This window comes from Alteromonas sp. 4NS20-0143 (assembly GCF_057542855.1).
Window position 1 is genome coordinate 149,149 of record NZ_BAAJLR010000007.1, and the last position, 20,385, is coordinate 169,533.

15 protein-coding genes are annotated in these 20,385 nt (G+C 44.9%); 6 read left to right on the forward strand and 9 right to left on the reverse strand.

Translation table 11 applies throughout. The annotated features are described in order from the left end of the window. Positions 1-35: 35 nt before the first annotated feature. Positions 36-1,277, forward strand: coding sequence for a lytic murein transglycosylase (locus tag AC27HD_RS14925; RefSeq protein WP_052010083.1), 1,242 nt, complete (start codon positions 36-38; stop codon positions 1,275-1,277). Positions 1,278-1,471: 194 nt separating this feature from the next. Here the strand turns inward: AC27HD_RS14925 and AC27HD_RS14930 are convergent, their stop codons facing one another. The 3 genes from AC27HD_RS14930 to hrpB form a co-directional block, all read right to left on the reverse strand. Further along, entirely contained in the window at positions 1,472-2,665 is a 1,194-nt protein-coding gene (locus AC27HD_RS14930) for an HDOD domain-containing protein (protein WP_032095161.1), read from the reverse strand. A 9-nt stretch (positions 2,666-2,674) separates the two neighbouring features. After that, positions 2,675-3,958: a GGDEF/EAL domain-containing response regulator gene (locus AC27HD_RS14935; protein WP_487106817.1), complete on the reverse strand. Its 1,284-nt coding sequence runs from the start codon at positions 3,956-3,958 to the stop codon at positions 2,675-2,677. Positions 3,959-4,421: 463 nt separating this feature from the next. Beyond that, the gene (gene hrpB / locus AC27HD_RS14940; protein WP_487106819.1) at positions 4,422-7,061 is read right to left on the reverse strand and encodes an ATP-dependent helicase HrpB; all 2,640 of its coding nucleotides are present in this window, start codon (positions 7,059-7,061) and stop codon (positions 4,422-4,424) included. A 204-nt stretch (positions 7,062-7,265) separates the two neighbouring features. Here hrpB and thpR point away from each other — a divergent pair, with 204 nt between their 5' ends. Both thpR and purU read left to right on the forward strand, forming a co-directional pair. Beyond that, positions 7,266-7,970: an RNA 2',3'-cyclic phosphodiesterase gene (thpR, locus tag AC27HD_RS14945; protein WP_487106821.1), complete on the forward strand. Its 705-nt coding sequence runs from the start codon at positions 7,266-7,268 to the stop codon at positions 7,968-7,970. 123 nt (positions 7,971-8,093) lie between these two features. Then, complete coding sequence (purU, locus tag AC27HD_RS14950) at positions 8,094-8,948, forward strand: formyltetrahydrofolate deformylase (RefSeq protein WP_487106823.1); 855 nt, start codon at positions 8,094-8,096, stop codon at positions 8,946-8,948. A gap of 128 nt (positions 8,949-9,076) precedes the next feature. Here the strand turns inward: purU and AC27HD_RS14955 are convergent, their stop codons facing one another. Further along, positions 9,077-9,595, reverse strand: coding sequence for a YgjV family protein (locus AC27HD_RS14955; protein WP_032095156.1), 519 nt, complete (start codon positions 9,593-9,595; stop codon positions 9,077-9,079). A gap of 311 nt (positions 9,596-9,906) precedes the next feature. Here AC27HD_RS14955 and AC27HD_RS14960 point away from each other — a divergent pair, with 311 nt between their 5' ends. Both AC27HD_RS14960 and AC27HD_RS14965 read left to right on the forward strand, forming a co-directional pair. After that, positions 9,907-12,105: a M3 family metallopeptidase gene (locus AC27HD_RS14960; protein WP_487106825.1), complete on the forward strand. Its 2,199-nt coding sequence runs from the start codon at positions 9,907-9,909 to the stop codon at positions 12,103-12,105. Positions 12,106-12,604: 499 nt separating this feature from the next. Next, on the forward strand, positions 12,605-14,515 hold the full coding sequence (locus AC27HD_RS14965; RefSeq protein WP_487106827.1) for a methyl-accepting chemotaxis protein: 1,911 nt from the start codon (positions 12,605-12,607) through the stop codon (positions 14,513-14,515). Positions 14,516-14,666: 151 nt separating this feature from the next. Here the strand turns inward: AC27HD_RS14965 and AC27HD_RS14970 are convergent, their stop codons facing one another. Continuing rightward, entirely contained in the window at positions 14,667-15,455 is a 789-nt protein-coding gene (locus AC27HD_RS14970; RefSeq protein ID WP_152561508.1) for a hypothetical protein, read from the reverse strand. Between the two features lie 348 nt (positions 15,456-15,803). Between AC27HD_RS14970 and AC27HD_RS14975 the strand changes: the two genes are divergently transcribed. Further along, positions 15,804-17,621, forward strand: a complete 1,818-nt coding sequence (locus AC27HD_RS14975) for a cation:proton antiporter (RefSeq protein WP_487106829.1) — start codon at positions 15,804-15,806, stop codon at positions 17,619-17,621. Between the two features lie 438 nt (positions 17,622-18,059). Here the strand turns inward: AC27HD_RS14975 and AC27HD_RS14980 are convergent, their stop codons facing one another. The 4 genes from AC27HD_RS14980 to rplP all read right to left on the reverse strand — a co-directional run bounded on the left by AC27HD_RS14980 (position 18,060) and on the right by rplP (position 20,385). Then, positions 18,060-19,367 (reverse strand): 3-deoxy-D-manno-octulosonic acid transferase, encoded by a 1,308-nt coding sequence (locus AC27HD_RS14980; protein WP_487106831.1) that lies wholly within the window; start codon positions 19,365-19,367, stop codon positions 18,060-18,062. A gap of 159 nt (positions 19,368-19,526) precedes the next feature. After that, positions 19,527-19,784, reverse strand: coding sequence for a 30S ribosomal protein S17 (rpsQ, locus tag AC27HD_RS14985; RefSeq protein WP_032095150.1), 258 nt, complete (start codon positions 19,782-19,784; stop codon positions 19,527-19,529). Further along, the gene (gene rpmC, locus AC27HD_RS14990) at positions 19,784-19,975 is read right to left on the reverse strand and encodes a 50S ribosomal protein L29 (RefSeq protein WP_014947980.1); all 192 of its coding nucleotides are present in this window, start codon (positions 19,973-19,975) and stop codon (positions 19,784-19,786) included. The genes rpsQ and rpmC overlap by 1 nt, the downstream gene beginning before the upstream one ends. Continuing rightward, positions 19,975-20,385 carry a 50S ribosomal protein L16 gene (gene rplP, locus AC27HD_RS14995; RefSeq protein WP_032095149.1) on the reverse strand — a complete coding sequence of 137 codons (411 nt, stop codon included), beginning with the start codon at positions 20,383-20,385 and terminating at the stop codon, positions 19,975-19,977. Before rplP ends, rpmC begins: the two co-directional genes overlap by 1 nt.

Sequence of the window (20,385 nt, forward strand, 5' to 3'; positions counted from 1 at the left end):
GTTCAGCTTTTTCATCATCAATTTTTCATTCGACAATGCCATTTGTGGCGAGTCGCTCTGCGTTTTCAGCAACACGGATAATTGCATCTGTCTCTTTAGCCGTGTTGTTTACCAGCTTCTCTATTTCATCTGCCAGCGCGAACGAAAACTTCGCGTCTTGCACAGCGGCGCTTGAAAAAGAGGCGATGCAACAAGGCGTTAGCCAACAAACCATAGATGCCATTTTTCCTTCATTGGTACATCAAGATAACGTGATTAAGTACGACAGAAGTCAGCCCGAGTTCGTGCAGACCTTTCCGGGTTACTTCAGTAAACGAGTCACCGAGTGGCGTACAAATAAAGGCAAAGAAATGTACGCGAAGCACAAAACCTTACTGCACAAATTAAGTGACGAGTATGGCGTGCCGCCACATTATCTGCTGGCATTCTGGGGGTTAGAGACAAACTTTGGCAACTACAAAGGCAAGATGCCGGTACTCGATTCACTGGCCACATTAGCCTGCGATAAGCGCCGCAGCACGTATTTTACAAAAGAGTTTTTAGTAGCGGTTAAACTGTTTGAAAGAGAAAAGCTAGAAAGGGAAGAAATGGTAGGCTCTTGGGCAGGCGCCATGGGGCACACTCAGTTTATGCCTTCGGCATATACCCATTACGCCATAGATGGTGATGGCGACGGACAGATTAACCTATGGGCCAGTGAAGAAGATGCACTGTCTTCTGCTGCTAACTTTCTTGCAAGCTTAGGATGGGACGCCGGTTTTCGATGGGGGCGGGAAATTACGCTACCTGAGAACTTTGACTATCGACTTTCTGGCTACAAAAACCGCCAGCCTCTTAGCGAATGGAACGCACTTGGGGTAATGCGAGCAGACGGCAGCGAACTGGGTAATGCAGATACCTCTGCCTATGTCATCGTACCTGCCGGTCACGAAGGGCCTGCATTTATCGCCTATAAAAACTTTAGAGTGATCATGCGTTGGAACAATTCTGAGTTTTACGCCATCGCAGTCGGTGTTTTAGCTGATAAGATCACCGGAGCCTCAGGTATAAAAGCCACATTGCCAGACCTTCCTGCTTACAGCCGAAAGGACATCATTGCGCTACAAAGCAAGCTCAATACTCTGGGCTTCGATGTAGGTAAGCCCGACGGAATTATAGGGCCCGCCACCCGCGAAGGTATTCGCAATTATCAAATAGCGAATAGTATGATTGCTGATGGGTTTCCAGGGCTAGACGTAATGAGCGCTCTTGATGTTACGCTAGATAAACACTCTTGATACCAGTTTGCACAGATAATTGCTCACTCAGAAGGCGCTGACAGCCATCGGTACTAGTTTGAAATAACCAGTATTTCGGGTTAACCAATACCTCGGATTAACCCGTATTTTGAATGTACCATGGCTGCTCAGTTCTGTGTGTGATGGGTGTCATCTCAGCCTCACCTCAACACGATAGGCTCAATTATCAGTGATTACTGAGGCGCAGCTAAGTTAATGTCTTCAGGCGGGTTTTCTTTAAGCGCATTAAGTGCTGGGTACCATTGGGCAAAATCTCCCATATTTAGTACATCCGTCAGCGCCTCATCAAAATCTTCGCACGCCAAGCGGCGGGCGAGATAAAAGACTTGAGATGCTATTAGCCCTTCTGCTTCTTTTGCCTCTTCTGAATCGTCTAGCTCTTCCGACTTTTCTGCCACCTCACATGACGCCGAAAGAATATCTTCCACCAATCGCTCCTCTATGCCCCATACGGTAAGAAGATAGTAGGTGATAAGTGCACTAATGGGCTTCGTTGATGACTGCAGCCCCACATCATTTGCCGTTTCAGGCGCATCCACCAAATACAGTTCGCCAATAGAAGCAAGTAAACACATCGAAAATGAATACTCTGCCTGCTCTCGCGAAAAGCCTCGCAACTGCATCAGTCGAGTTGCAATATAGGCAGACGAAAGTGCACGTACCACGACATCTCGGTGCATTTTGCTGTCAATGCTATAGGTTTGACTCAAGCTAGAGGCAACCGCTATAGATGCAATAGTATTCAGACCCAGTCGTTTCACTGCCTTATCTACAGAGGAGACCTGCCCGCGAAACCCAAGAAAAGGAGAGTTTGCGGCTTGAAGTACATTTGCCACCAGCGTTGGATCTTTTCCTACTACCCTGGCCACTTCATCAAGTTCGGCGTCCTCACACTTAAGAAGCTTGTCTAACTTCTGATAGGTTTCATTAAGTACCGGCAACCCTTTTAACCTTCCAAGGGCCTGCCTTACTGAATGTGTTAAGGGGAGTGCTTTTATACGCATCACTCGATTGAGTACGTCGCTAATATCGCCGTGCTCAAAGGGTTTCGAAATGAAAATATGCACGTTTGAAGCAACTATCTCCTTCATATCAACCCGAGTATCACCGGTCATTAATAGACGAATAGCCTCTGGGTTGTGAGTTCTGCACTCAAGCAAAACGTCGTCACCTCGTGTTCCTGGCATAAGTCTGTCGCACATGACGAGGTCTGGTTTTATTTCACCCTGCTGTAGTTTATCAAGGGCTTCTTTTGGGGAATCAAAGAGGTGGACTGACCATGAGGGCGCTAATCGTCTCAGCGCTCTTTTCAACGATTTAAGGATCAGCTCTTCATCATCAACAATGACAACCTGATTACTCGACATCCTATCTCCTCAGATTAAATAAGGCTGTTGTGCCAGCACTTTCAACAAGGGCTCTTCTGCGAGCGGCTTACTATAAAGATAGCCCTGCAACTCTTCACACCCCATATCCCGTAAACACAACGCGTGCTGAGATACTTCTATACCTTCGGCAACCACTTTCATGCCAATTGACTGGGCCATTGACACTAAATTTTTTACCACGTTGTAGCACTTTTCTTCACTATCTACACCGGCAATTAAACTCCGATCTATCTTAACCACTTGAGCCGGCAAATTAAGAAGATAGTTGATAGCAGTATGTCCGGTACCAAAATCGTCAATGGCAACGTCAATACCTAACTTTTCTAACCTCTTAAGCTGTTTACAGCAGCCATCGAAGTCTTCGATAGCGGCCGACTCCGTTATTTCCACACACAAATTTTCTGGAACTAGGTTTCCCTCAGCTATTAAGTCCTTTACAACATCGACAAATTTGTCATCGTGTAACTGCTTTGGCGATACATTGAAAGCAAGCTTAAACCCATCTAGCAAAGTAAATGCTTGCCATCGTATTTGAAACCGTGCCGTTTCTCTTAACACCCATTCGCCGATCTCTTGAATAAAATCTCCCTCTTCGGCGACTGGAATAAAAATCTCTGGTGATACTGAGCCGTAACCCGCACTCGTCCAGCGCAGTAAACTTTCTAACCCGACAATTCTTCCCGTTTTTGCGCATACTTTCGGCTGGTAAACCAAACTAAATTCATCTTCAAAAATGGCAGACTTTAGTCGTTCTAGTAGCTCGTTATTTTGACTGGAGTGAGCCTGTGAACCGTTAGCAGTAGACGAGGTTATTACAGAAAGATCCTTTGACTCATTGGGGTGCTGCTTTTGCAGTTGATTGTTCATCATCACACTAAGAAGGTGGTTTTTATGCCGCTTTTCAACACCGATACTCACTTCATCGAGCAGACGTTTATTGTCCCACGGCTTGCGCAAGAAGCGCTCTGCCACATCATCGTTCATGCACTCTATAACGTCATCAATGTCGGCATCACCGCTTAATATAAAATGACAGGCAAAAGGTTGATGGGGGCGGGACTTGCGTAAAAAAGCGACACCGTTCATTTCTGGCATACGGTAGTCAGCAATAATGACATCGAAAGATTGAGCTTTAACCATAGCTAAGGCATCTTTCGGGCAAGAGGACGTAATGACCTGGTAACCCGCATACGTTAGTACGCGACTTAATGCGCGAAGCACGCTGGTTTCATCGTCTACGAGCAAAATCTTTGAATGCAGCTCAGGCTTCATTGTCTACTCATCGCCTTACTGTTGCCCCTTAACAATGCCAACTAACCAAATGAATGTTGATTCACACAACGTGGATAGCGTTTAGGCTATTCACATTGACTCAACACGCTTTCAATACGCGTTACGTATAAAATGCCATGTATCGCAAAAAACGCGCTATATTTATTCCACTGCTTATTTTATCACCCAAAAAAGCAAGCGCGCCATAAATTAATATAGTACATTTATGACACTTGCGACACAAAACGAAAAAATACGCTCAGAAAATTGATTTCAAAGAGTGAATATTCAAGTAACAACGTGAAAAAGAACAGATAACAATCAGATTACAGGTTCACACGGAGTGCTTAGGGTGAATGCTAACCTTAAAAGGTATGCAATAACATACAACTTTCGTAGGTGAAAGTTTCGTCGGTGAAAATTTCGTCGATGAAAGAATTGTGCAAAGAACAGCACGACCTCTCTATAAATGCTTTTTAGTTTTTGTTGTCGGCTTTGATACAGCGGGGTTGTCTGGCCAAAAATGTTTAGGGTAGCGTCCCTTCATCTCTTTTTGAATTTCCTTATAACTTCCCTCCCAAAATGTACCGAGATCACTGGTGGTTTGAAGCGGCCGTCCGGCAGGAGAAAGTAATTCGCACACCACTGTTATGCGGCCATTGCCAATAACAATAGGGGCAGACTGAGAATACATTTCCGTTAACTTAACGGACAGCACTACATCGCCGCTCTCTCGATAGTCTAGGGCAGCTTCTCGCCCGGTGGGAATGCGTATCGTCACAGGCAAGAGTGTTGCAAGAGCATCTTGCTGGGGCCAGGTTAGTCCATTATTGAGCGCCGTTTTCCAAGGCAGTTTATGCAACATCTTTAATGATGAGCATCGCGCTAAATGACCGGTAAGCCCCTCTTTGGCTTGGTGCACAACATCATTTAACGATTTAGGCCACGGTGCGTCTTCACCAAAGGACTGCGGCTGAGGTAACTCGTACTGTGCAGCTAATTTAACTCGACGCCACCACTGCCAGTCAGCTTCAGACAAGGGCCATTCTTTAAGCACAAGGGATTCAAGGTAGCCTAACCATGCCTCAACAGTAGCCTGCTCCCAATATGCACTATCTTTTGAGCGCGTATCTTTTGAGACCGGCGTAGTGTCTAAATCAATATCATAAAACCCGGTTATGGTTCGCGCTTCCATTAAACCGCTGACACGATTTAATCTGATGCGCTGCTGCTGATTGAACGCATGTGGAAATATGCCTCGTAGCAGTGACTCTGAAATAGGCTGAGCCTGACGAATTTTCACTGTATTTTCAATATGCTGCCCATGTAGCACAGCCAACCACTGAGGCGGAGATTTCGATGACAAGCCGCTAACTTGCGCCCCCTTTCCACTTGCTAGCTTATAGTCTTGAATAATATGGCCGGACCCATCTGCTTTTCTTGTACTTTGGTGCGATGCAGTTTTCGCTTCTCGTAAAAATGCCACCTGCAGTGGATACGCAATGGCTATACACAAACCAATAGCGTCATCGTCTAGTGCAGAGATGGATAAACTATTACCTTCAATGCCAACAAAGCGCGCATAACGCTTTGCTTGCGAGGTTATTTGTGTCCGTTCTGCTGCACTCAATGTACGAAGCAGTTCACTCACCAGCGGTGTATTTTGCCCGAGAGTTCTGCTCTCACTCAATGCCACTACAAAAGGAGCGGCTGCCTGCATTGCCGTCTTTAGTGAGCGAGTTGCTGCATTTTTGAATAAGCCCTGCATAGATTTATCAAGAGACGGATTTGTGTTCTGACAAACCAAAAGGAGATTGGCAAGGTGTGGCTGGCAAGGAAACTCTGCGACCTTTTTTCCGTAAGCTGTAATCGACAGGCCCTCGTCAATACAGTGAATGCGCTGCAGTTTTTTCTGAGCAATAGCTTCTTGAGTGGCAGTGGGCGGCGTAAGTAACGCTAACTCATTCGGCTTACTTCCCCATGCGTAGGTGTCAAGCAAAAAGCTGCTAATATCTTCTCTTTCAATTTGTGCTGCACTGTGATGCGCAAGGCGTTCAAAACTTTCTTGACTGCACAGCCGATAACACACTCCCTCACTGACTCTCCCCGCTCGTCCTGCTCTTTGTATGGCTGAGGCTTGTGAAATTCTCTGCATTGTAATTTGTGTCATATCACTTGCCGGGTGGTACTGTGCACTATTTTCCCAAAGACTATCTATTACCACTTTAACCCCTTCAATGGTTAAACTGGTTTCAGCAATATTGGTCGCCAAAATAACTTTTCTTCGGCCCTCATTATCTGCTACTAACGCTTGCTGCTGTGCACTTTTCCCCAACGCGCCATATAACGGGCACACCGCTATATCTTGACTTTGACTGAACGAATTAAGCTCTCGCTCAACAGCATTTATCGTTGCGCGACTTGGCAAAAATACCAGCACATCACCGTCGTGACGTGTTACGGCATTTTTAACCACCTGCGTGGTATTCACCACAATGTCTTTTGCAAAGGTGTCTTTGTAATAGAAAACCTCAACGGGGTAGGCCCGCCCTTGAGTATTCAGGTGACTGATAGGCAATGCACTGTGCTTTTCAAGTAAGCGACTAAGGGGCTCTAAGGCAAGAGTAGCCGACATAACAAGAATACGTAAATCATCGCGAAGCCCCGCTTGCACTTCTAGCGCAAGTGCCAAGCCGAAGTCGCTGTGAATACTGCGCTCGTGAAACTCATCGAAGACAATTGCGCTGACGCCTGTTAACTCAGGATCGTTTTGAATTATTCGTGTCAGTATGCCCTCAGTAATTAATTCAATACGAGTTTGTGCACTAACCTTACTTTCACCCCGTATTCTATAGCCTATGGTTTGCCCCACCGACTCACCAAGCTGCTTGGCTAAATAGTCTGCTAAATTCCTTACCACCACTCTTCTTGGCTGCATCAACAATATTTTGCCATCAAGATCTGTATTTAACAGTGACAGAGGCAGTACCGTAGATTTACCTGCACCAGGGGGCGCACCAATCACGACATTATTGGTAGCAATTTCTTTGGCTAACCCGTCAACTAGAGAAAAGGCGGGTAAATGAGATAAGTTATCTAACATAAGGACGTTCAATCAAGGTAATGAATTAAGCTACTGAATTAAGGTAATGACCTAAGGCGATTTATGAGAGCAAATCGTTGAGGGCATATTACAGCATTCATCGCTATCTGCTAGCCTCGTATACTGTCTCAAATACTGATCTGGATTTATCCTAATTGCATAGCGATTAGGGTATGTTGAATATAAAAGCTCAAAGGATAAAGAATGCGTTGTTTTATAGGTTTAGATTTAAGTGCGTCAGAAAAGCTCGCTTTAGATAGCTGGCGGCAGCAGGCAATGCCCGAAGTATTGCCTCGGCACATGACGAAAAGCATGATAAGAAGCAACGACGCAGGCACAGATACCGGTATACGCAATAAAAATAAAGGCAAGACACGGGGTAAAAAAACAAAAAGCGCCGTTAACAAAGGCATTAACAATAATGAGCCGGGGGTGCCTTACGCTGTTCCTGCAGCCAATTATCATATGACACTTTGCTTTTTGGGCGACATCGATCATCGCCAACATGAAGCCCTTATGGCTGAGTTAGATGCGCTAACCGCTGAACCCTTTACGGTTACACTTGATGAGACTGGTATATGGAACGGCCCTAAAATATTGTTTAGCGCCCCAAGTTCGCCGCCCAATGAGCTTATGAACTTAGCAAAGCTGACCCGAAAGAGTGCGAGAAGCGCTGGTATTGAAGTAGAGGGAAAAGAGTATAAGCCGCACATTACGATGGTGAGAAAAGCAACATCTACATTGCCTCTGCCACTTTTTGCTCCAAGTATTGATGTACAGGCCAGCGCGTTTCATTTGTTCGAGTCTGTATCTACGCCTCAAGGTGTGGCCTACCCCATTCGTGACTCTTGGTCACTCGAGCACAATATTTCAATTAGAGAAAAACTGAGAAGGGGCATCACAGATTGACGCCATAAAGCTACCTTGGCGATGTCTGCACACCGTGTAGTATAAAGAGACAGCGCTAATCCCTTTACATCCCTACCATTGACAGGTAAAAAGGTGTGACGTTTTTCGAACCTGCCTATATTCATGCAACAAACTTATAAATTAGTTATTGATTGCCCAGACCAAGTTGGTCTGGTCGCAAATGTGTCTCAGTTTTTAGCCGACCACAATGCCACCATTGTGGAAGCAAGCCATCATACCGACCTACAAACCGGTCGCTTTTTTATGCGCCACGAAATAGGCGCGAGCTCTTTAACGCTGAATGCAGAAAGCTTCGTTGAAGAATTTACGCCCTTAGCAAATGAATACCAGATGAATTGGAAGTTTACCGATTCATCGAAAAAGCAACGAGTAGCGCTACTAGGCAGTTTGGAATCTCACTGTTTAGTTGACTTACTGCACCGCTGGCATACGGGTGAACTGCATTGTGACATTCCGGTTATTATTGGTAATCACCCGCAAATGAAACAATTTGCCGACTGGTACAAAGTCCCTTTTCATTGGGTTGATTTTAAAGCGCTTGGCAAAGAGGCTGCGTTTGCTCAAATATCCACGCTGCTTAACGAATACGCCATCGATTTGACTGTGCTTGCGCGCTTTATGCAAATTCTGCCAGATAGCCTGTGTCAGCAGTTACAAGGCAAGGCGATAAATATTCACCATAGCTTTTTGCCTAGCTTTGCTGGGGCAAAACCCTATCAGCAGGCCTACGATCGCGGCGTAAAGCTGATTGGTGCCACCTGCCACTATGTGACGAAAGACCTTGACGAAGGCCCTATTATTGAGCAAAGCGTGAAACGCATCAGTCACAGCGACAGCGCTACTGACATGGTACGCAAAGGAAAGGACTGCGAGGTAACGGCATTAGCCCACGGGGTTCGATATCACCTAGAAGACAGGGTTATTATTCACCGTAATAAAACAGTGGTTTTTGCGTAAACCAATGTAGTTCAGAAACAGTCGCGTGAAAGGCGTTCGCTTAATCCCTAGCACTGCAAATAAGCACTGCCAATAAACAGCGCCGACAAAGAATCACTCGTAGAAAGGGCTTTTAAATAAGCCCTTTTTTATACCGGGCTTACGCGCATGGCCCGTCTAAGCTTCATGTAATACCACAGGTTCGATACCGCAAAGAGTGCTTCTGTGATTGCGAGTCCCCATGTTTGGGTGATAATGCCGTACAAGGTGAAGTTAATAGACCCCACTATCATACATATTCTCAGACCTGCTTCTTTACAATGTAGTTCACCAAACCGGTATGCCATAAACGTAAACACAGGCATGGTTTCAATAAAGGACGTTTTACCCGTTAGGTTATTTACGGTAAGCACGAGGCACATCATGCCTATCAATGTTACGTAAGTAGCAATGGGAGACAGTAACTTTTGCTTGATCAATCGATAACTGGTGCTCAGTCCCGCCACCGTAATAACTATTGCACCTCCCCACGCCTGCTCAAATACCAATAAAGAGCCAATAGCCACACACAACCCTAGATTTAATAGGAGCAATTTACGCTCGGTATTAGACCAGAAAGACCCCAGTGCGAAAGCCACTGGAAAAGCATGCAGTAAAAATTCAAACATCGCGCTTCACTTAAAAAAACAGGGGGTAAAAAGGCGCTATAAACGATAGCGATATGGAACGAGCGCAGTGTAATTTTTAAGGTTAAAAATGCAATCAAAATTTAATCAATTTCGATGAATTGCATACGAGTTAGACGCGTTGGTTTACACGCCCTCCACTGGCAAGGGTAAATCACAACAGTGAAGGTCTGTTAACCTACTATTACGGTAAAGAGCATTTAACTTATATTTACATTGCCTTAGTATGTTACTACGTCAAAATACCTCGCCAATAAAGAGGTATAAAATCATAACAAAAGACAGGAAACCTCATGAGAAACTTTAAGTCGTCACTCACCGCAATGGCTGTTGTCGTTGCGCTAAGTGCATGTTCAGAACAAAAAGTTGCTGAAACCTCGGTTGCGCCAGTACCTGAAACAGCGGGGATGGATTCATCAAGTACCGCACAGTTCGACAACGTATTGCTGCAAGAATTTAAAGGACCGTACGGCGGCGTGCCGGCCTTCGACAAGATGTCACTAGAAGATTTAAAACCAGCTCTTGAAAAAGCGATGGCGTTAAATTTAGAAGAAATAGATGCTATTGCCAATAATGACGCACCGCCAACATTCGACAATGTTATTGTGGAAATGGAACGTGCTGGCGCAGAACTCGGCCGCGTATTTACCTACTACGGCATTTGGAGCGCGAACAAATCAAGCCCTGAATTCCGCGAAATTCAGGCAGAAATGTCTCCTATCTTGTCTTCATTTTTTACCAAAATTACGCAGAACGAAAAACTGTTTGCTCGTGTAAAAGCGGTTTACGAATCTGACGAGTTATCATCGCTTACTGCTGAAGAACAGCGTATTGCGTGGATGACTTACAACAGCTTTGCACGCAACGGTGCAACACTAGATAGCGAAAGCAAAAAGCGTTATGCGGAAATTAATAAAGAGCTAGCGACACTGCACACCAACTTCTCTAGCAACGTACTTGCTGATGAAGAAAATTATGTGACTTACATCACAGAAGAGCAGTTAGATGGCCTGCCGGCATCATTTGTGAAAGCAGCAAAAGCCGCTGCCTCGTCTCGAGGCGAAGAAGGTAAGTACGCCATTACTAATAGCCGCTCTTCTATGGATCCGTTCCTCACCTATTCTACAAACCGCGAGCTACGCGAACAGGTATGGCGTACGTATTATAATCGCGGCGATAACGCAGATGATTTCGATAACAATAAAATCATCAAGCGAATATTAACGCTGCGTGACGAACGTGTTGAACTACTTGGTTATGAAAACTATGCTCAGTGGCGTTTAGAAGATCGCATGGCGAAAAACCCAGAAAATGCGATGGAGCTAATGATGAAAGTATGGCCCGCTGCTATTGCTCGGGTTGAAGAAGAAGTTGCCGATATGCAGGCAGTTGCAGAAGCTGAAGGCGCAGATATTACTATTAAGCCTTGGGACTACCGTTTTTATGCCGAAAAAGTACGCAAAGATAAGTACGACTTAGATTCAAACGAAGTGAAGCAGTACCTGCAGCTTGATAAGCTTCGCGAAGCGATGTTTTACGTCGCCGGTCGTTTATTTAACTTTAACTTCACTCCGGTAGAAGAAGGAAAAGTTTCTGTATTCCACGAAGACGTCAAAGTTTGGGAAGTAACAGATAAAGACAGCGGTGAACACATCGGTCTTTGGTACCTTGACCCATTCTCTCGCAAAGGTAAGCGTTCGGGTGCATGGGCAACAACGTATCGCTCGTATACCACGTTTGACGGTAAGAAGACGGTGTTATCTTCAAACAACTCTAACTTTGTAAAGGGTGCTGAAGGCGAAGCGACGCTAATCTCTTGGGATGATGCAGAAACGTATTTCCACGAGTTTGGTCATGCCCTTCACTTCCTATCTGCTGACGTTAAGTATCCGTCTTCGCACTCTGGCGTTCGCGATTACACCGAGTTTCAATCTCAGCTACTCGAGCGCTGGTTAACAACCGATGAGGTGATTAACCAGTTCTTAGTACACCACGAGACAGGCGAACCAATTCCCGCGTCTCTTGTTGAGAAGATTAAAAAGGCATCAACATTCAATGAAGGCTTTAAGACGACAGAGTATATGGCGTCAGCCATCATGGACTTGAAATACCACACCACCAACCCTGAAGATATCGACCCAGATGCGTTTGAGCGTGAAGAGCTAACTAAGCTCGATATGCCTGAAGAGATTGTTATGCGTCACCGTTCTCCGCACTTTGGTCATGTATTCTCAGGTGAAGGTTACGCCGCTGCATACTACGGTTATATGTGGGCAGAAGTACTGACTGCCGATGCAGCCGAAGCCTTTATGGAAGCCCCTGGCGGTTTTTACGATAAGGAAGTTGGCGATCGTTTGGTGAAATACCTATTCTCTGTTCGCAATGCGATGGACCCAGCAGAAGCGTATCGCAAATTCCGTGGACGTGATGCAGAAGTAGATGCACTAATGCGCGATAGAGGATTCCCAATCCCGAAATCAAACGACGAGTAAACACCCTGTTTACATCAGTCACTTTTTAGTAACAAAGCCGCAATAAATTGGCGGCTTTTTTCATTGACCCTTCAGTCAGTTATGCCGCACAATCTTAAATGAACTGCTGTTTATCAATACCATTAACTTTGACACACATTGGCCGATACACTTTATTCTGGCGCTATGTATTTCAAGACTATGCATTTTAAGACTATGTATTTTAAGACCATGCATTTTAAGACCATGCATTTTAGCATTATGACGTGTAGCCCTAAAACTAGGTGTTAAGTACTAGATACTAGGTATCAAGTTCTAGGTATTGAATATTCAGCACCTTCAAACTCTGTGTAATAAAAATATCTGTAAAATAAAAAGAATAATGACACAGAGTGTAATTAGCCAAATAGCGCTGTATTAATTCGGACGTTGCGGTGCTTGCTGTATTGCTTGCCGTGCTATGTTCCTATTTGCAGCATTAACTTACGTGTATCAGCATTAACTTACGTGGTCGAAAGCTATGACTTTCAGTATTAAGCAAAAACTCATTATTTCACTTATTGTTGCTGTACTAGCGGCATCTATTTTGGTTGGGTCTATTAGTCAGTGGATTGCTCGTGACCTCGTTAAAGAAAACATGGAAACGCTGCAACTTCCCGCCCTGTTAAAGCAAATTGGAAACCGCGTGGATAGCGAAGCAAACGTAATGCTTACCGTTGCCCACAGCATTGCCTCGAACCCGGATATTTTAGCGTGGTCGGCCAGTGGTGCAGATAAAGCGGGTGAACACAGATTGCTTAACTATCTCAACGACATTGTGAGTTTTAACGATCTTACCGTCGCTTCTTTTGTCGATAGAAATACCTACAAGTATTGGAATCAAGATGGTTTCTTACGCACCTTAAAAAATGACGAGTTCGACGGGTGGTTCTTCGCCTATAAGGACAGCGGTGAGCCAATTTCACTCAGTTTGTACAATGAACCTGGTCAAGGGTATCGACTGTTTGCAAATTATCAGCAAATTAACGGCAGTGGCATGTCAGGAGTTGCAAAATCCGTTGATGAGCTGCTTACCATCATCAATGCCGTTAAAATAGCGCAAACTGGCTTTGTCTATCTTGTTGACGGGTCGGGAACGATTATCGCTCACCCCGATACAAACCTGTTAGGTAAAGCTAAGTTAGCCTCTGTCAGTGACAATCAAACTGCATCGGCTTTGCTAACTAAACAAGACTTCGCTATGGCTACCAGCGATCAAGACAATGGCAAAATGCTGTATGCGAGCACTTATGTAAAGAAAGCCGGTTGGTATGTTGTCGCTCAGGTTCCTGAAAGCGAACTTTACGCGTCTTTGAATGCAGGAAGCCAGCAAATCATTATTTGGTCATTGATCATCGCTGGCGGCTTCGCGCTCATCGGTATTTGGCTTGCAGGCACATTAACCAAGCCCCTTGAATCACTTGCAGATATTTTCCAACAGTTAGGAAAAGGTGAAGGCGACCTTCGTGCACGTATACCGGTTCCAGAGCAAAAAGAAATTGCCCGCCTCGTTGAAGGTTTCAATCAGTTCATCGACCATTTACACGCCACCATTTCTAAGGTGGCAAAAACCAGTGAAGAATTGAAATTATCTGCGGCTGACGTTACCCGTCAGTCACAACAAACCGAGTACTCAACAAAGAGTCAGCGCGACCAAACGTTGCAAGCCGCTGCGGCATTAACTGAAATGGGCAGTACAGTGAGTGAAGTAGCTCAATCGGCAACTCACGCGGCGCAAAACGCTAATCAAGCAAATACAAACTCAGAACAAGGTCGACAAGTTACGCAAAAGGCCGTAGTTGCTATTCAAGACTTAAGCGGGCAGATACAAACGGTATCTGGGGTAATTCAGTCTCTCGATGAGCACACCAGCGCTATCGGTGGCATTCTTGATACTATTCGAGGTATTTCAGAACAAACCAACCTACTTGCGTTAAATGCGGCTATTGAAGCAGCTCGGGCTGGCGATCATGGTCGCGGGTTTTCAGTGGTAGCAGATGAAGTACGAACGTTGGCTCAGCGAGCAGCCCAAGCCACTGATGAAATTCAGGTGAAGATTGATAAATTTCAGCAAGACTCTAAATCTGCGGTAGATCAAATGGAAACAAGCCGCACAAAAACCGATGACGTGGTGACAGCCACTAACGAGATTGACGCCTTGCTTCAAAAGATTACTCACGAAATTTCAACCATCAATGACGTGAACACCCAAGTAGCCACAGCCACTGAGCAGCAAGCCGTCGTGGTAGAGGATATCAGCCGTAATATCAACGATATTAGTGCTTCTAGTGAAGAAACCTTAAACGCGACTCAAGTTTTAGTGAGTGTAAGCGACAGACTAGATGAACTTGCTAAGGCACTGTCGATTGAAGTTAACAGGTTTAAAATTTAAACCTGCATAGCGCACTTGGTAGAACGCATGTGGTTTAACTAGTGCATGTGTTTTAAATAGTGCACGTGTTTTTAATTAGCGCTTGTTTTAGATAGCGTACTGGTTACAACCAGTGCGCTACTTCGCTAGGTCTCTAAAGACGTACCACCGGCTATTGAAAAGATGCTTTCGTAAGAGATGCCGCGCGAGTCTCGGTTTTTTCTTCGGTAAACCAATAGTTACCGCCTTTATCCACACACACTCCCTCAACCTGCTTATAACCCTCTAACGGCCAAATAGAGGTTAATGTGAAGTCTTGCGACACTTCAGCGATAAAGGCTGCGAAATTACCAAAAGGGTCTGATTTGTAACCTACGACCACGTATTGTTGTTTACCCGAATCATAGTCCACTCCTGTGACGACGCCTGGCAAACCAGATAGGGCAGCGAATGGCGTAAGCACTTGCAGACTTTCGCCTTCATTTATTCGATAAACATGAGTAATACCCGAGCTCCAACTCTTGGAGAAAAGCAGTAATTCATTGCCTTTTTTCACCATGGCTTCGGCGTCGTAATCATGGGCATAGGGAATGTTGCTATTCACGTTATTAGCAGCGTATTTGATTGACAGCGTTTCGATGTCTTTCACATTTTGCTGATTCACTTTATAAACTGCAACCTGCTCTCTCTGCCCTTTGTTGTTGCCAATATCGGCGACATAAAAGTAATCACTGTCTGCACTTACTGCTTCCCAGTCATTGTTAATAATGGGCAGAGTAATTGTTTGTTTCAGTTTGCCGCTATAACTTACTTTAAATACAGCGGGCGCATTCCCTGAATCGTTGATTGACAGCACATGGTCATCTGCGCAAAAAAGCCCTGATGTTTCTGACAGCATTGGAGGTAAGGTTATCGTCTCTTCTATGTGTAGGCCTTTTGATGAGGAAGGGATCGGGGCCATGCAACCGCTCACTGCGCAGAGTATTGATACTGCGTAAGCCAAACGCAATGAAGGTATGAAAGAATATGTCACAGACTATCTCTATGGAACTGTTCATAAGGAGTGAAAAGAATAGCAAATATTCAGGGGCGTGTTGATCTTTACCGTGTATTATTGAAGCGTTTATTTGTACATTGAAGAGAGCGCAGAGAGTGCACCGCTGAGTGCCTACAAGAATAACGTGTAAGCAAGACCGTCTTTGGTCTAAACACTATCAATACCCGTATGTGTATTAACGAAAATTAATAAAATAGTAGCGGCGCGTGATGTTAGCTACGGAACTACACCGATGTTAATAAGGAAATAATCGTGTCTGATCCCTTACTCTCTCTTGTTGCGGTAGGTTTACTCTCTATCGGCTGTCAATACTTGGCATACCGGGTTCGGCTTCCCGCCATACTGCCTCTTCTTATTGTTGGTATTGTGGTAGGCCCAGTGTTTGGCATACTCGATGCCGATGCGTTATTTGGCGACTTACTGTTTCCGGTGGTTTCACTTTCCGTTGCTATCATTTTGTTTGAAGGCTCGCTTACGCTGAAGTTTAAAGACATAGCCGGGCATGGCAACATGGTACGCAACCTATGTACCGTAGGCGTTCTAATAACAGGGATTATCTCTGCCGCAGCCGCGCACTATTGTTTGGATCTCACCTGGCAACTGTCCTGTCTATTCGGCGCTATCGTGACGGTGACCGGCCCCACTGTTATAGTGCCTATGCTCAGAACAGTGCGCCCCCATACTAACCTAGCTAACATACTCAGATGGGAAGGGATTATTATCGATCCTATTGGGGCATTACTGGCAGTGTTAGTATTTGAGTTTATTGTGGCATCGCAGGAAACCGCCATTACTCAAACCTTTATCGCCTTTAGCAAGACCATAGGCATTGGCTCTTTTCTTGGGCTTGCCTCAGGCTATTTCCTTGGCATGTGTGTACGTAAAGACTGGATCCCCCACTATCTCCTCAATACCGCAGTGCTAACCATTATTTTAGGTGTCTTTGCCGCGTCTAACTATGTCGCTCACGAATCAGGGCTATTGGCGGTGACTATTACTGGCATGGTAATGGCCAACATGAAAGATGTGGATGTAGAGGATATTTTAGAGTTTAAAGAAACACTCAGCGTGCTGCTTATCTCAGGTCTCTTTATTTTACTGGCCACACGATTAAACCTAGACTCCGTGGTTGCCGTTGGCTGGGGTACGCTGGTGGTGCTTGCCATAATTATGTTTATTGCACGCCCAATATCTGTGTTGGTCTCAAGTATTGGTACAGGCTTGAAGCTTAACGAAATTGCGCTTCTCAGCTGGATAGCACCACGTGGAATTGTTGCCGCAGCAGTATCTGCACTTTTCTCATTAAAATTAGAGGAGATTGGCTACGAGGGCGCAGGCATAATAGTGCCTATTGTGTTTATGGTTATCATTGCAACCGTTGTTGTGCAAAGCATTACCGCTCGCTCTGTCGCTACGCTACTTAAGGTTCGGGCGCCAGCACCTACTGGCTACCTGTTCTTCGGCGGCAGTAAGTTCAATCGTATGTTGGCAACAGAAATGTTAAACCAGAAGCTCGATGTCGTTGTGACCGACACCAACTGGGATGCCATTAGAGAAGCTAGAATGATGGACATTCCAGTTTATTTTGGTAACCCTATGTCAGATCACGCGGCTCGCCATTTGGAACTATCCACTATTGGCACTGTGCTTATTATGTCTCCCTATAAGCAGTTGAATCCACCTATTGCCTATCACTTCGAGAATACGCTGGGCAAAGACAAGGTATGGGCGCTAACCAATAATGAGCAATCTACACGTCCTAGTCATCAAGTGAGCAACCAATACGCGAAAAAACTGATGTTGTTTGATGAGGGTGTAACTTATGGTTATTTGGCTTCTGCGGTTGCAAAGGGGTCTACGATTAAAACCACACCACTCTCAGAAGAGTTTGATTATGAGCAATACATTCATAAGTATGGTGATAGAGCCACACCGCTTATTGCCATTGATAGTGATGGAAAAAGCTTTACCTTTATTAACGGGAACAGTATTGAACCTAAGGCAGGATGGCGCTTAATTAGCTTGGTAGAGCCAGAGCCGGAACCTGTATCACAAGATGGCTCTGAGTAGAAAGTAAGAAAACCTCCTGCCATCGGCAGGAGGCCTCTCCCTGGAAAACGCGTAACGCAGTGTACGTTTAGAACGAACTTTATTGTTTGAATTTTACTACTGCTACATCGTCGACGTAATTGTTTGCAAAAGCTAAACCAGATTTTCAAAATCTTTTAGTTACAATAAGTTAGGCTAATTCCGAGTAAAATCAACACGGTCGCCGTTAACACCTCGTTTCAACATGGTGCACCCAGCGCACTGTACTGGGGTTCACATATTAACCAAAAGTCTAAGATGAACACATGATTTACTGACATCATCTATTCTGATGCGCTTCTCTTTTTTGCTTTGTCTTGCTTTGTCTCGCCTTAGCTTACCCTATTTTAGATACATGTCTTTTTCGTTAAGGCGGGTTATCTCACCTCTTATCGCTACTTAACAATATCACTACCAATATTAGATAGACTGGGCTAGGCAAAATAAGGTTTTATGAAGTGCACCACTGTTTTCACTTAGTACCAGACTTCCAGCGTTTCCTGCTTTTTGTCGAGTCTCATGTGATGAAAGCCATGTGCCACAGGTTTGTGCAATTTCTTGTGCATTACTTACAATTTCTAGTGCGCCGCGGTCAATTAAGTGTTGGCAGATGACCGGATTATTGTACGTGTTGGGCCCCATTAAAATAGGCAGTGAAAAAGCAGCGGGTTCGAGTGCGTTATGTCCGCCTCTATCTGCTATAGAGCCCCCAACAAAGGCAATGGTGCCAACCGAATACGCGTGATTCAAGCGTCCCATTTCATCAAGCAAAATTACTGGTTTGTTTATGTCAAAGGTGGTCGCTAAGGAGCTTCTTGTAAACGCTATATCATGTGATACCAGTAATTCAGCAACCGTATCGAAACGTTCCGGATGGCGAGGCACGATAATGACCACAAGAGTAGGGTGAGATTTCCACAGACGTTTTGCCGCCTCTATCATCGCTTCTTCCTCTGGGGCATGAGTACTGCCAGCAACTAAAATTGGCCCGTTGTGACTTTCCAGCCCCATAAAACGAGCAGAGGCTGTAGACACTGAAGCAGCTTGATCAAACTTTATATTATTGGTGAGGGTCAGTTTCTGCTCTGGTAGCCCTAAAGCCAAATAATTGCGGTAATCTCCTTCACCTTGAGCGCATACGTGGCTCACTTTATTAAGCATAGGCTGGAAAACCCTGCTTATTTTTTGATATCGACGTGCAGACCTATCTGTCATTCTTGCATTGATTACCACAACGGGTACCTTACGCTTCCAGCACATATGAACCATGTTTGGCCATAGTTCCACTTCGGTGACCAGCACTGCTTTCGGCTGAATACGTTTGAGCATCATTGCCATACATAGTGAAACGTCAAATGGCAGGTAACAATGGTTAACCTTATCGCCAAAGATGTCTCTTACTCTCGCTGAGCCTGTAGAGGTCGTTGTGGTAACTGTAATGCTTGTATGGGGTTCATCAATGAGTAACTGCTTAATGACACAGGAAGCAGCAACCACCTCACCCACAGATACACAATGTATTAAATAACCATTATGACTAGGTGGCGTAGGTACAATGCCAAATCTCTCAAACTTTCCGTGTGAGTACAGTGAGTGTTGGTCCCGTTTTTTACCGGCAAGTTTTGCTATTGCTAAGGGAATTAAAAGAAGGAGTAAAAATGAATACAACCAGCGGCAAAGTTCATCGACGAGTGTGGGCTTGCCACAGTCTCGCTTTTCAGCAGACATATATCTTCCTTAACACTCAGTAGAAAAATCTAACATGTAGAAGGTAACAATAAGGGGTGTATGGGGCTAAGTATACTTATTTGCAGAATTTCTATCAGTAATAGAAAACAAAAAAGCCGCTCGAAAGCGGCTTTTTTAAGACTTTAAAAAAGTAAGCGATTATACGCCTGCTTTTTCAAGAACGTCTACAAGCATCCAAGTTTTGTTCTTAGATAGCGGACGACATTCACTTATAGTTACTAAGTCGCCTTTGTTGCATACGTTACTTTCGTCGTGGGCGTGAAGCTTAGTAGAGCGCTTGATGAACTTCCCGTAGATAGGGTGTTTAACAAAACGTTCAACAACAACAGTAATGGTTTTATCCATCTTGTTGCTAACCACACGACCTTGCACTGTACGAATTTTTTGCTCAGTCATTACGCATCAGCCTTTTGAGTCAGAATGGTTTTAACACGCGCGATGTTACGACGTACTTTTCTCAACTGGTCAGTTTTTTCAAGCTGGCCTGTTGTGTGCTGCATGCGCAGGTTGAACTGTTCGCGTAGCAGGTTAATCAACTCTGCGTTCAGCTCTTCTACGCTTTTTTCTTTCAGTTCAGTCGCTTTCATTACATCACCGTCCGAGTTACAAAGGTTGTTTTAAATGGCAGTTTAGCCGCTGCCAATTCAAACGCTTCGCGTGCAAGATTTTCAGGAACACCTTCCATCTCATAAAGAACACGACCAGGCTGAATTTGGCATACCCAGTACTCAACGTTACCTTTACCTTTACCTTGACGCACTTCTAAAGGCTTCTCAGTAATTGGCTTGTCAGGGAAAACTCGAATCCAAATTTTACCTTGACGCTTAACGTGACGAGTCATAGCACGACGCGCTGCTTCGATTTGACGCGCAGTCATTCGACCGCGGCCAGTCGCTTTAAGGCCGTAAGTACCAAAGGCTACAGTGCTTCCTGCAGCCATGCCGCGGTTGCGGCCTTTGTGCATCTTACGGAACTTCATGCGTTTTGGTTGTAACAT